This window comes from Kineosporia sp. NBRC 101677 (assembly GCF_030269265.1).
Classification (GTDB): domain Bacteria; phylum Actinomycetota; class Actinomycetes; order Actinomycetales; family Kineosporiaceae; genus Kineosporia; species Kineosporia rhizophila.
Genome location: NZ_BSTA01000017.1, coordinates 33546 through 46685 on the forward strand (window position 1 = coordinate 33546; position 13140 = coordinate 46685).

Here is a 13140-nt window from a genome sequence, read left to right on the forward strand (position 1 = left end):
GCCTCGTTCCCGCCCGACTTGATCCTGCGGCAGTTCCACCAGGGACGATTGAAGGCCGCATGGCTCACCGACATCACGTATCTGACGTGCGGTGAAGGCGACACGTTCCTGTGCGCGATCCGGGACGACACTTCCGACGCGTCCTGGGCTACGCCATCAAACGACCACTTTGACGCACCCACGGCCGCCCGGGCCATCGACGCCGCGGTGGCCACCCGCACCGCCGAGGCCACACCGTGGTCAAGACCACCTGCAGTCCGAGCGCGGCGGCGAGTTCACCGGCGCCGTGACCGCGGATCCTTGTCAATGATCTTATGCAAAAGGCGAATTCGCGGTTGAGCGCGGGGAACTGAGGGACAGGGCTTGGGCCGTCATCGAGCCTCTGCTGCTTCCGGGACGTAACCGCGAGGAGATCGCACCGGCGGGTGCTCAACGCAACCCTGTGGAACGAACGCCCCGGTGCGCCTTTGGCGTCACCTGCCCGAACACCACGGCCCTGCAGGACCACCCACGAACGACTGCCGTCACAGGGCGCCGACGGAATGTGGGAGCGGCCCCGGCAACACGTCCTCCTCAATCAGGACTCCATCCGAACCGTCGAGAACAACGAAAAGATCATTGAGCGCACGCTCACTGCACTGGACTTCGGATATCACCTCATCAGAACGGAGAATCCGTACGGTAGTCGTCGTGAGATTCACAGCCATGACCCCTCGATGTCTCCACGACGTGAGCACTAATTCACGGCCCCTTGATCAGGACCCGGCGGTACCCATCCCTCGTCGACCAGTTTTCGGTCCGGAGTGCATCGTCTCCAGGCCTGGCCTGCCAGCGGCCGGCGCCGCTCAGCGTTGTCATCGTCCCCGCAATGCCGAGGCCGCCTGATGACCCAGAACCCTGAGCGCGGAGGCCCGCGTTACGACCGGATGATGCGCAGGATCGTCGAAGAGGGCAACTTTCCCGGCTTCTGCGACTGGTTGGGAGTCACGCTGGAGGGCAAGCCGCAGTTCGTTGCCGGCAACTTCCCCAGCGAAACCCTTTACACCGACCTTCTGGCCCGGATCAGCCCTGGCCGTCTACTCCACATGGAGTACATGGTCCGCCCAGCAGCAGACGTCCCCGTCCGGATGCTGGGCTACCGAGCACAGATCATGCGCCGCTATGCCGGCGATCAGGTCACGCAGATCGCGATCGTCCTTGGCGAGGGTTCCCTGCGAGATCTCGACGACCCGGAGTCAGGCTTTCGACTCGGCCTGCGCACCGTCCACGTCCGCGACGCCGACCCACAGGTTCTCCTGGCGGACTCGGCCCTGGCACCCATGGCCGTCCTCACCAGGGGCAGTACCTCCGCGCGCCAGCACCGCCTCGCTCAGGCCCTGCTCCAAATCCGGAAAGAACCACCAAATAGCCGCTCAGCCCTGGTCGAGGCCACCCTCGAACTTGCCCGCATCGTGCTCGACCGCCCTACCATTGACCAGATCCGAAAGGAGACCAAGATGACCGTCGAGGAGACCGCGGACTTCTACAGCGAGTCCGACTGGGCCCAGGTCCTCAGGAACCGCGGCCGCCAAGAAGGCCGCCAGGAGGGCCGCCAAGAAGGCCGACGAGAGGGCCAGGCCCGAACCCTGCTCGCTCTGATGCGCACCCGGTTCGGTGACCACCCGGGCCTGGCTGCGCTGGCTGACGCGTTGAGCCAGGCCGACGATGTGGCGGCGATCGAGGCCATCACGCGCGCGGAGCGGTTCGAGGACATCAAGGTTCCCTGATCGCGCGTCCCGAACATCGGACGGGACCCGGCCGGACGACGATGAACGTCCTGCGCAGAACGTGATCGTCTGCCGGGTCCCGAACGTAAGTGTGCGGTAACCCCGTTGTTACTCGACCAGCTCGGCGTTCTTGGCCTCCAGCTGCTCGATCCGGGTGGTGGTTCCCGCCGGTCGTCCCCACCGCAGAGATGGCCGGCCGCCGACTGCGTCACCGTCCTGCTGCGCTGAGCCCTGGCCGTCGGTCGGTGCCGACTTCCGCCGCGCCCTCAGCATCGCATCGAGCCACGAGGCACCCGAAGCCAGGGCATGGACCGATGCCGCCACGGACGTGAAAGACAAGGCCCAAGGCCCTCGGCGCAGGAGCGCAGAGCGTGGCGAGCGCCCCTGCCAGGCACAAGGGGCCCTTGAGCATCGCTGTCGATGCCTGATCGACCGTCGTGGCTCATGGGAGCGTTCTCCTGTCGCAGCGGCAAGGGCTCGTTGGCTACCTGATCGGTGTTCAGGTTCGGTGAGCCGACCGCGATGAGTCGGGGGCCGTCCGCCAGCCGTACAGGCGGAAGAAAGTCGGACTCGGCACAAGGCGACGTGACGCTGTTCGGATCCCCGGATCACATTGCGGAAGATGAACCCTCGTGGTCTGACCATCCATGGATGGTGAGGCCGGGGCCGCTGTCAAGGTATCCCCTCAGGCCGGCTGCCGGGTAAGGAATCAGTTCCTGGGGGAGGTCGTGGATCGTGAACCACTGTAGTTGTAGGCATTTTTCGGGTTCGCGGTTCACCGGGTCGTTCTGCCATTCGGTGGCCTCGAAGAAGAACCCGATGCGGTCGCGGGCGCCGCTGCCTTGATGGTGGTGCACGGTGTGGACGAGGCGGATGTGCTCGGGGTCGACGATGACGCCGGTTTCCTCGTAGGCCTCTCGTGCGGCGGCCACGGTGAGTGGCTCGCTTGGGTCGAGTTTGCCGGAGGGGGCGTGCCACTGGCCGTATCCGTAGGGGCCGCCGCGCTGAGACAGCAGGATCTTGTCGCCGTCGCGCAGAATCAGGTGCACATCGATGACCGGCCCGGCCGCGTCGCTGGTGCGGGTGCTAGTGGGCTGTGTGCTGTCGGTCATGGGGTGTGTCCAGGATCGGGGGCAGAGCGGGCCGGAGCGACCGTAGCGGAGAGCAGGCCGCTGTTGTGGACGATCGCGGCCGTGACTTCGTCGGGGCCTGACGCACCGGCATCGACGTGGGCCACGGTGAGAGGCAGGCCGGCCAGGATACGGGCGGCCTCCTGATAGAGGTCCAGTTCGCGCTGGACGTTGCCGGGGTCGCGTTCGAAGCGGTGGTGGGCGGTGAGCCGGGCCGTGATGAGGTCGGCGTCGGCGGTGAGGATGACGGCCAGGTCGGGCAGGTCGATGTCTGCGTTGGCGGTCTGGATGAGGCATAGGTCGACGCCGTCCAGCGCTGCAGGACCAGGCTGGAGGCCAGGTACCGGTCGCACACCACGGTGTGCCCCTGCTGCAGATGAGGGCGGATCTCGGTGCTCAGGTGGTGTCGGCGGTCGGCGGCGACCAGCAGGGCCAGGGCGTGGCCGTGCACCTCGTCGGCCAGGCTGCGGGTGACCTTTCCGAGCGGACTGTGGGGAGGGTTCGGCGGCCGTGTGCCCGGCCGCCCGCAGGCGCCGGGCGACGGCGGCCACGGTGGTGGGTTTACCGATGCCACCAGGGCCATCGACGGTGAGGAAGAACCCAGGCCGGCTCACTGGGCACCGCCCGTGTTCCCGCTCTCGCGCGCAGAATCTGTTGCAGTGTTCTGCTGGGCGTGGTGGTTGCGGGCGTGCTGCAGGCGGGAGAGGTCGCCCCGGTGCTGGTGGATTACCGGCAGCGTGGTTTCGGACAAGGCGATACCGACGGGCCTCCCTCGTCAACTGGACTGCCGCGATCAACGCCTACCCGAACCGCATCACACCGACCTACTGACCCGAACCTCAGCCAAAACCACTGACTGACAAGCAGAAAGCTTGACAAGCTCACGTAGTGCACGACTTGCTCGGTGGCCAGCCAATCCAGGTCCGCCCGGACGGTATGCAACGCGTCGAAGGTCACCACCGTGACCTGCTCACCACCGCCCGGCCCGGCCGCCGGCTTCAGGTCCAGGTCGCTCAGGGCTTCTTGGAAATGGCTGGTCTCGTTGTGCTTGGCATCGATCTGGACCTGCCCCAGCGAGCGACCGCTGCTGTGCTTAACCACGCCCAGATAACGGATATGGCGGCCCCCCAGGCGGCCCGGGCACTCCTGCCGTCCAGGCTGATCCCACGAATTCTTGCCATCAACAACGCCTTACGCGCAACCTCGGCACGCCGCGCCTGGTACTCCTGCACCTGCTGCGTCCGCCGCCCATCTCATTCGAGGGCCACCGTGCGCCGCCGTGGCCCCACGGCCCAGACCGGACCTACCGGCTTCACACCGGAGGCCTGCTAGCGGACACGCCGGGGTCGATCACGAGAATCTTCGATCTTCGACCCCGGCACGCCATGGAATTGAGCCGCTATCAACGGGCCTCGATAGCGATACCGCCATCGGCTTGGGCCACGATCTCGCCCCGAGCACCTTCGAACATGCTGAGTTCCCCAACAAGCAGCGTGATCAAAGTAGCCATACCGCCGCTGCTCGAGCCGTAAGCGGCCTTTTCGTCCTTGGCGAAGGACGAAGCAAGCGTGGAAAGTTCCGCGTCGGAAATATTCCACCACACCTGCGTATCGGAGGCATCTGCATTGGCAACGTGGAAATGTATCGACCGACCGCCAACGTTGACGCGGAACCGGGCGTCGCCCTCGAATGCCTGAACAATTTCAGCTCTTGCTGCCATCACTCCATCCTAGCAGCCCTTTTTTGGCGGGTACGCCGTGATGATATTCTGCGTCTTGCGCGCGACCGAAACAAAGGAACCGAAAGAATCGATCACCTTCCCCTTGTTACTCTTGATCTCGACATTGGCGAGATACTGAAGGGTGTCGTTCGAGCTACGGTAGTCCCTGGCGCAGGGGTGACTCAGCGACTGCGTCATCGACCAGTGAGCAAAATCCTGCCATGTTGTTCCGATCATGACAGCCTTCTTTTCCCAGTCGCCCAAATGACGCTTCTTGATGTGCTTGTAACTCCAGTTCTCAGTGCCGCACCGCAAATGTGCAGATGCGCCCGTGTACCCGGCCATCTTCTGACGCTTGTACTCGCGCGCCAGCTTATGCTTTGAGTCCTTCACGCCACATTTCTTCCACGGCGGCGTTGCAGCCGCCGCCTGGACCTCAGCAGAGTCCGCGACCCGGAGCCTTGCCTCCGGTGCAACCGTCACCGACCTATCGGACTCAAGATCTTCAGCCGTCTCAGGCAGTACGTAGAACTCATCCCCGGAAACGGCATAGAACTGCCCCGGCTCGAGCGCTGCCTGAATCTGATCCTCGATGGGATCTCCGGAGGCTTCCTCCGAGACAGAGACTTCCTCTTGACTCGCTCCAGCCGGAGACTTCCCGACTAGAAACTCCTCGCCCGCGACTGCATAGTTCTGCCCTGCGGAAAGACTCTCCTGAAGAGCAGCCTCCTCCGGGCCTACTTCGCGCTCGTTTCCCTGTCTCCCTACCACGGAAATCTGAGGGTACCCATTGGGCGCCGCCATCGCAGCCCCGCCCACGAATACCGGGGCGATGGCCATCCCTAGCACGGCCAACCCCAGTGCAAGAATTCGTCCGTGGCCTTGCATTGAAACACTTCCCATCACGGTGGTGAACGGCGTGGAAGACAGAGTTCTAGCCGCTCCCCCGCCGCCGCTGGCCCCTCGCCAGGAAGATCACTCTAGGCATATTCATGGCCGAGCTACAGGGATAAACGACAACTGTTGCCCTGATCACGGGGGTCAGTTCTCATCGCGCAAAGGGCGCCGAAGACCAGTGCACCCCTGCACGGACAGCCGATTCCCTCCTTAGCAAAGGCGTCTGTCGCTTCATCCCCGGCGACGCAGGCTTACCGCTACTTGCGCGAGGCTCTGAAAGTGTTGGTAGCGCCGGCTCCGACGCCGAAGCAGCGGTTCAGACGGCGGTCAAGAAGACCTGTGTGATCCTCGTCGGCACGCTGCTCGCGTCGGGGCCAGCCCTCACGACCAGGCCGAAACCGACGACACCTGCATCTCTGGTTCTTGTGCGGGCCATCACGTTGGAGGGTCAGCGGCCGAAACTGAGTGACCTGGCGGTCCGGGCCCAAGGCCACTGCACCTGACCTTAGGGTGCGGCCACTCAGGACATCATCTGGTCGGAAGCTACTCCTCTACCGGTGAGCAGACCGTTGCTACCCGAGGTGGCGTCCTGCTTCTCCAGCCACGTCAGGATCGCCCCGCCTGTCTCCTGCGGATTCTCCTGCTGGATCGAGTGACCGCAGTCGAGCCCGACGACCTCTACGCGGGGTACGAACTCGCTCAGTCTCGGGGCCCGCGGGATGACATCCCGATCCCCGTAGATCATGAGTGCGGGCTGCCGGACGATCGGGACCACATCCGCCAGCAGGTGCCAGTTGCGGTCGAGGTTGCGGTACCAATGGATGCTGCCCGTGAACCCCGTGGACTCGAAGGCACAGACGAGGCCGGCAAGCTCCTCATCACTCAGGACAGGCTCGCCGAGCGCCGTCTCCGCGCTGGCCAGATCGACCATCAGCATCCCGCGACGAGGCTCGTGAGGCGGCTCGTTCCTCCGGTACAGGTTGCGCAGGAACCGGGCCATGTTCTCATCCAGCACGGCGCCATAACCCCCCGCTGCCGGTTGAAGTCGGCGACAACCGCTCGCAGACGCTCCAGGTCCTTTCGGCGCTGTCGGCTCGACTGCGCTGATCTTCGAGCTTGCCCACCTGCACCGAGCCCGTCGCCCTTCTCATGCTGGGCGCCGCTGACACTTGCTCCAGGAAGCTGGACGAGATGAGACACACGCCGACAGGCACACGTGCACCTCCGTTGACTCGGCAAATCACTGACAGAACCCCCAAAACGCAAAAAGGCCGGGCACTGGGTGACTGGGTGACTGGGCGCAGGAATCATGTTTGCGGCGACCCTGACGAGGTGGTGCCCGGAGCAGAGGGCTTCCATTGCCGCTCCGGGTCACTTCCTGCCTACCTACCTTCCTTGTCTCTCCTCACATCAGCAACGGTGAGGCGTCAACCGAGTGGCCGTCGGAGGCGTCCGACGGCCAGGCCCAAGGCCTGCCGGAGTCCTTCGACCTCGTCGTCCTCAAGCATCACGTCGGTGATGGCGTCGAAAACCACGGCATGGGGGCCCGTCTGAACCGTCTGCTCAAGGACGGTCACCGCAACCCGGTACCTGCGGGGCGCTGAGGTCACGGCCGTCGAAGCGACTGGCGGAGTCGTGCCGTGGCTGCTGCCGGCAGTGCGCTGGTGCTGAGCCTGCACGTACAGGGGCACCACCGTCAACGGCAGCCGGCTCTCTTGCTCACACAGGGCCTGGGCGTAGGCGTGGGCCTGCGGGGAGAAGGCGAACAGGTGGACGGCGTCGATGCCGGCTTCGTGTTCAGCCGCCGTGGCGAGGATGTCGGCCTCGGCCTGAGCCCAGGTGTTCCGCGCCTGATCCTGGCTGTCCTGGCTGGTTGGGGTGCCGCCGGGGGTAGATGTGGCTGCTTGCTGCGGTAGGCGGATCGGCAGCACATAGTGGCTCCCCTGCATGACGGCGACGGCGAACACCTCACCGGCGCGGGCCTCGGCGCGGTGGGTGGCGGTGAGCATGTCCTTCAGCCGGGAGATCTCGTCGTGCTCGGCGGCCGGTGGACGGGTGGGTGCTGTGTCTGCGGTGCCGTGGTGCTGCTCGGCCGGCGGATCGTGGCGTTCGTCCTGCCCGTTGCTGTCGTACGGATTGCTGTTCGTGTTCTGCTGCATGGCTTCTCCTGGTCAGGAACGCCGAAGGGCCTGCGATCGGCAGTGATCGCAGGCCCTTCGGCTGTGGGGTGGGGCTGGGGCTCAGCCGCGTTCGAAGTCGCGGCGCAGGTTGGCTTCCATGTCGGCGAGCTGTTGCAGGCTCGGGCGGACGATGGCGTCGACGCCGAACGGGCCGATGTTCTCGGCGATGAACATCTGCACGGTTCGGACGACCCGCTGCAGCGGGGTGGCGGAGTCGCTGTGCCGGCTCTCCTGCGGTCCGTTCTGCTGGTGCCCCGGTGTCGTTTCGCCCTGGACGGTTTCGGGCGCGTTCTGCTGGGCGATCGCGTCGGCCTGTTGCAGGGCGGTGGCGGCGCCGTCGCGGTCACCGCTCTGGTGCAGGGCGCACGCCAGGACGGCGCCGGCCATGCCGTTCAGCGGCGCGGGGGCGGTGGCGGCCAGGTGCTGCCACAGCCGGACCGAGGCCGGGTCCCTCCAGGTGAGGCAGCCGATCGGGACGACGGGGTCGCTCAGGGCGTCCTCGCAGTCCCACTGCCAGGCCTCGGGCAACCGGCCGTCAGGGGCGTCGGCGAGAACCCTCCGGGCCTCCTGCAGGTCGCCGTAGCGCTGCTCGCGGATGGCGGTGCCCAGACGGGCGGCGATCCGTTGCCTGCGGGCGGTGTCGTCGCCGGGCCTGGCGGGGATGCTCAGGCGGGCCCCGGTGATGTCGGCGTGGACGATGTGCCAGCCCATCTCCTCGGCCTGGGGCCGGATCGTCTCGGCGTACTGGCGCGCTTCGGTGGAGTAGGCGAACAGGTACGTGTGCCGCACAGGGTGCCCGACGGTCCGGGCGCTGGCCTGGACCTTGTGGTCCACCAGGGGCCAGGAGCGGCGGGGGCGCACGGTGATCGGCACCGTCTCGATGTGGGCCATCGTGGCGAACACTCCGGCCACGTACAGCTGTGCGGGCCGGGCCAGGGCCTGGTGCCACTGCATCAGGCCGTGGTGGACGTACACGATCCCGGCCTCGGCGTGCTTCAGGTGTTCGTTGCCGTCCTGCTGGAACTGGTTCACAGCGCATTCCTTTCGTGGGTGGGCATGAAGAAGGGCAGACCGTGATCGGTCTGCCCTGGCATGTGTGGCGATGGCTGACTGCGGCCGGCGACGACTGGCGACGGTGCTGAGCGGTCGCAGCCTGGCGACGCTGTGCGGCCCTGCTCAGTCGAGGGGGTGCTCCTTCACGACGTCGTCGATCAGGGCCGGGATCCCGTCCTTGCCGACGAGTTCCAGGACCATGCGGGACACCAGGAACAGCAGGCGCTGCTGCTGGAAGCGCAGCTGCCGCTGCCCCAAGGTGGCGGCAGGCAGGAGAAGCCCTGCGAAGCTGGTGACCGCCAACTCGGGGACCAGGGCCTCGCGCGCCCGGAGGAAGGCCGCCTCCGCCTCCCGCAGTTGACCTCGCAGGTATCGCGCCCCGGCCAGGAGCGTGTCGGCGGTGGGCCGCACCGGCGCGGGCCCGGAGGCCGCGACCGACGTCCACAGGGCCACAGCCGCGTCGTCGTCCCAGTTCAGGCACCCGAACTGGATCCACGTGTCGGTGAGTGCCTCACTGACCGCGGCGAGCACCTCGCGGGGCAGCTCCTGCTCACCGGGGTTGGCCGCCAGAAGCGCCCGGGCGTGCTCGACGGCAGCCAGGCGCCGGTCCAGAACGCTGCGACCGGCACGTTCGACCTTGTCCCCCGGTGTGGGTCCGTCGACGGCCGGCGTGGCGGTGGTGTCGATGCAGCCGGTCTCGTCGCCGTAGACGATGTGCCAGCCCCGGGCCTCGGTCTGCTCACGCACGCGCTCCACGAACTCCTGCCCTGCGGCGGAGTAGGCGAACACGTACAGCTGCTCCACAGCGCCGCCGCTGGCCTGTGAACCGTTCGTGTCCTCCTCCAGCACGCGGCTCCAGCGCGTGGCCTGCTCACTGTCCGGGCCGGCCGTCAGATCCTGCAGGGGGATCGACATGACGGCGGCGACGCGCCCTCCGTCAGCGACGACGAACAGGTCTCCCGAGCGCTGGATCGCTTCGAAGGCGCCCACGAGCGCCTGGTGGATCTCCAGCAGGTCGGAGGGCCGTGGGCCGGCCGGGCCCGGGCTTGGTTGTTGCGGGACAGAGTTGTTCATGCCGTCCTTGTCATTCATGTCGTTCTCCTTCTCGTGTGGTCGAGGCGATGGGCCGAAAGACCCGCCCGGCAGGGCCTGCGATGAGGCCGGGACGCCGGCCGGGCTCTCTGTCCGGGTGGTCGGGGTGGTCGAGGCATTGCCCTGGCTCGTCCCGAACCAGTCGAACGGGTCGTGCTCGGGGCGCCCGCAGGGGCATGACGGCGAGGACATCTCTCTCCTGTGGTCGGTTTGGCGCTCAGGGGGTGAGGGCGGTGCAGGGACCAGGTCGGTGGTGTCCGCTGCAGATAAGGCAGTCCCCGCAGGCGGAACAGCCCCGTTCGTCGGCGGGCACGGCGGACAGGCACACACCGCACTCGCGCACCCGGTCACCGGCTATGGCGTACCGGCCGTCGAGGCCGTCGTGCTCGCCGCCGCCGAACCCGTTGCTGCCGAGACGGTTCTGTGCCGACGTCGTGTCCAGGTCGTGCCAGGCAACCTCGAGCAGCGGGGAGGGCTCGAAGGTGTCGTTGGAGTACCAGGTCCCCCGATGCCAGATCCCTGCCTCCTCGTTGAGGATGTAGGCCCGGGCGGCATACCGAGGGTCGACGGTGAGGATCACGATCTTGTTGAGCCGGCCCATCCAGGTGCTCAGCCGCCGTCTGCTCCTGGCGGTGTGCAGGGACCCCAGGCGCCGGGGAATGAAGTTCTCGGCGCAGATCCTGGTGTCGGAGCGGATGTCGTCCCTGGCCGGGACGACGTCGTTGGGCAGCATCCCGTTGTGTGCGATGACCGTGCGCGGGTCCTGCCCCACCGGGAAGGGATGGCAGTTCGCGAGGTGCACGTCGCCGTCGGTGGCCAGCCGGGAGTGGAACAGCGCCGGGCCGTCCGGGTGCTCGGCCCGGTCCCTCTCGAACCCTTCCAGCACCGCCTCGGCGCCCATGCCCCGGTGCACGAGAATGCGCTCGCCGGCGACGATGGCGTAGCCGTGACCGTCCCGGTTCCAGAAGGTCCCGTTGTACAGGGCCTGCATATCCGGCTGGGTCCGGGGCGGTAGGTAGCTCAGGAGGCACATGTCAGCCTCCGCATCCGCTCGTCCAGGGCGGTGTACTGCGGGCGCTGGGCCGTCCAGGTCCGGAAGGCATTCCAGGACCAGCCGCCGTGATGGCGGATGTCGGCCACGGTGAGGTCCTGGGTGTAACGGACCGAGGCGTCCGCGAAGGCCAGGAATGCCTGGACCGTGGCAACGTCAAGGCTGGAGGCGAACACCCTGAGCTCGAAGGTGTCCTCGTTGCAGAGGTTCACCGCCCGGTACCTGTAGTCGGAGGGCGTCTTTCCCTTGAGTTCGGCGTTGACCAGGGCCCGCTCGTCCGGGGTGAAGCGGGCGTAGGTCTCGCTGACCCGTCCGGCGAACGTGGTGACATCTGCCTGGTTGCGGTAGATGAACTTCAGCCACCGGTAGCGATGCAGGTCGTCGGCGAAACCGGCCCGCGACAGGTGGATGTGGATCCCGGTGTTGTCGGGTGTCCAGCAGCCACAGTCGCGAAGGTCCCGAAGCATCCGCCAGGGGAAGTTCTCCATCGCCCAGGTGAAACTCATCGGCTGGGTGACGATCTCGAAACCGTCGTCGAGGGACCCGTCCTCCTTGAGGTAGCCGAGGTCGGCCAGCCACCCGTCGGCCAGGTAGGCGCAATCACCTCGGCCGCCCTCGCCGACCTCGAGCTCCAGCTCCATGCCCAGGTAGAGCGGGCCCTCACCGTGCATCATCGGAACAGGCTTGAAGGATGGGTCTTTGATGTAGCTCTCGGCGTCGTGTACCTCGGCGTAGTCACTGTCGTCGCAATCGTCGCAGTCGTCGTCGCAACCGTCCTGGCCGGTTGCGGCGCGGTTGTACGCGGCCATGCAGGAGCTGCAATCGCACGGTGGCGAGTACACGTACTGCCAGCTCCCGGGCGGCTCCTGGGCCTCCTGCTCGCTCGCGGTCGTCTTGCTTTGGTTAGGGGACATTGCCTCTCCTGACTCGTGCCGTCGCCGTGCGGCGGTCACGTGGTGGTGGTTGCTGGGCTGAGCCGGTCCGGTCGCCGGCAGCACCGAGGTGCGTGGTGCGGCGGACGTGGCCGGACCCGGCCGGGCCGAATGCGCGCACTCCCTGCCGGGGGTGTGAGACATCCGGTCCGGCCGGCGCCGGCCGCGGTGTGGTGGCGGTTGCGGGCACAGCGAAAAGCCCGTGCACGGATGTGCACGGGCTCGATGGGGTGCTGGGTGGGTGCTAGATCAGCCGGGGCTGACCGGTTTCAGGTCAGCCGCGGCGCGCCGGCACGGGGCGTGGCGCTGGTACGGCGGTCAGGCTACGTGGCCGACTGCGGGCCGGCGACGGCCGGGCGTACGCGTCAGCGGCGGTTACGCTGCCGGGGTACCGAGAAGCGCCGCCCGGGGCGTGCTCTCCTCACCGGCGCCATCTGCGGGCGCACCGGTTCCTGGGGTTCGGGTTCCTGCGCGCCGCGGGATCCGCGCCGCCGTTCGGGACCGTGTGCGCTCTTGACGGTCTCGACGTGGACCGGCGTGTGTCCCTCGCGCCCGTGCTGTTTGGCCGCGTACATGGCCACGTCGGCGGCGTGCAGGAACCGGTGCCGGTGCTGCTCGTCGCCCGGTTCGATGATGGCTACGCCGATGCTGGCCTCAGGCCGCAGATGCGCACCGTCGATGGTGACCGGCTGGGCGCTGAGCAGCATCAGGATCCGCTGGGCCTCGGCGGCGGCCTGCTCGTGCGTGACCTGGCCGGGGCTCATGGCGCCGGTGACGCCGGGGACGTGGTGCCAGACCAGGACGAACTCGTCGCCGCCGAGGCGGGCGGCGATGCCGCAGCCGTGCATGGCCTGGGCCAGGCGGTGGGCCACCGACACCAGAAGGGCGTCGCCGCAGGCGTGCCCGTAGGTGTCGTTGACGTCCTTGAACTTGTCCAGGTCCACCAGCCCCACCATGAGCGGGCGGCCCGACCTGGGGTCCGACAGTTCCTGGTGCAGGGCCCGGCGGTTGGGCAGGCCGGTCAGCGGGTCGCTCTGGCACGCTGCTTCAGCCTGTCGCAGCGACTGACGCAGCCGGGTGCCGACGAGTGCCTGCCACGCCGTTGCGGCGCCCAGCAACAACCACAGCAGGGTGCCCAGGCGCGGGGCGTGCACGCGCTGACGACCGGTACCCGGCACGGGCGCGACGCTGCCGGCATGGGACGGGCGCAGCTGCTGGGCTGCAGTAGTGCGCGGGCGGTTCGCTTTCATGAGTGTCCTTTCTGAACAGGCGTATCGGACCGGTGCGGTGCTGTCCCCTTCCTCGGTGGGTTGTATGGA

The 13140-nt window shown here is 67.2% G+C and carries 12 protein-coding genes and 2 pseudogenes; 1 reads left to right on the top strand and 13 read right to left on the bottom strand.

Features of this window, described 5'->3' with window-relative positions; translation table 11 throughout:
- Positions 1 to 929: 929 nt before the first annotated feature.
- On the top strand, positions 930 to 1766 hold the full coding sequence (locus tag QSK18_RS33235; protein ID WP_285627644.1) for an RpnC/YadD family protein: 837 nt from the start codon (positions 930 to 932) through the stop codon (positions 1764 to 1766).
- Positions 1767 to 1874: 108 nt separating this feature from the next.
- Here QSK18_RS33235 and QSK18_RS33240 read toward each other — a convergent pair whose 3' ends face one another.
- From QSK18_RS33240 to QSK18_RS33295, 13 genes and pseudogenes are all read right to left on the bottom strand, one after another.
- Positions 1875 to 2105, bottom strand: coding sequence for a hypothetical protein (locus tag QSK18_RS33240; protein ID WP_232814475.1), 231 nt, complete (start codon positions 2103 to 2105; stop codon positions 1875 to 1877).
- A 269-nt stretch (positions 2106 to 2374) separates the two neighbouring features.
- On the bottom strand, positions 2375 to 2878 hold the full coding sequence (locus tag QSK18_RS33245; RefSeq protein WP_285627648.1) for an NUDIX hydrolase: 504 nt from the start codon (positions 2876 to 2878) through the stop codon (positions 2375 to 2377).
- Positions 2875 to 3249, bottom strand: a complete 375-nt coding sequence (locus tag QSK18_RS33250; protein WP_285627651.1) for a hypothetical protein — start codon at positions 3247 to 3249, stop codon at positions 2875 to 2877. The genes QSK18_RS33245 and QSK18_RS33250 overlap by 4 nt, the downstream gene beginning before the upstream one ends.
- 17 nt (positions 3250 to 3266) lie before the next feature.
- A pseudogene (locus QSK18_RS36135) lies at positions 3267 to 3479 on the bottom strand (hypothetical protein); the annotation flags it as partial.
- Between the two features lie 819 nt (positions 3480 to 4298).
- Positions 4299 to 4616: a hypothetical protein gene (locus QSK18_RS33255; protein WP_232814472.1), complete on the bottom strand. Its 318-nt coding sequence runs from the start codon at positions 4614 to 4616 to the stop codon at positions 4299 to 4301.
- A gap of 9 nt (positions 4617 to 4625) precedes the next feature.
- Entirely contained in the window at positions 4626 to 5456 is an 831-nt protein-coding gene (locus QSK18_RS33260) for a hypothetical protein (RefSeq protein ID WP_285627655.1), read from the bottom strand.
- Between the two features lie 577 nt (positions 5457 to 6033).
- Positions 6034 to 6557: pseudogene (locus QSK18_RS33265) on the bottom strand (alpha/beta fold hydrolase); the annotation flags it as partial.
- A gap of 383 nt (positions 6558 to 6940) precedes the next feature.
- A complete protein-coding gene (locus tag QSK18_RS33270) occupies positions 6941 to 7672 on the bottom strand; it encodes a hypothetical protein (protein WP_285627659.1) in 732 nt (243 codons plus the stop codon).
- Between the two features lie 81 nt (positions 7673 to 7753).
- Positions 7754 to 8725, bottom strand: coding sequence for a hypothetical protein (locus tag QSK18_RS33275; RefSeq protein WP_232814468.1), 972 nt, complete (start codon positions 8723 to 8725; stop codon positions 7754 to 7756).
- Between the two features lie 144 nt (positions 8726 to 8869).
- A complete protein-coding gene (locus QSK18_RS33280) occupies positions 8870 to 9838 on the bottom strand; it encodes a DUF4192 family protein (protein WP_232814467.1) in 969 nt (322 codons plus the stop codon).
- 217 nt (positions 9839 to 10055) lie between these two features.
- Complete coding sequence (locus QSK18_RS33285; RefSeq protein ID WP_285627664.1) at positions 10056 to 10871, bottom strand: class II glutamine amidotransferase domain-containing protein; 816 nt, start codon at positions 10869 to 10871, stop codon at positions 10056 to 10058.
- A complete protein-coding gene (locus tag QSK18_RS33290; protein ID WP_232814465.1) occupies positions 10859 to 11803 on the bottom strand; it encodes a hypothetical protein in 945 nt (314 codons plus the stop codon). The genes QSK18_RS33285 and QSK18_RS33290 overlap by 13 nt, the downstream gene beginning before the upstream one ends.
- 383 nt (positions 11804 to 12186) lie before the next feature.
- Positions 12187 to 13071 carry a GGDEF domain-containing protein gene (locus tag QSK18_RS33295; protein ID WP_232814464.1) on the bottom strand — a complete coding sequence of 295 codons (885 nt, stop codon included), beginning with the start codon at positions 13069 to 13071 and terminating at the stop codon, positions 12187 to 12189.
- Between the last annotated feature and the right edge of the window lie 69 nt (positions 13072 to 13140).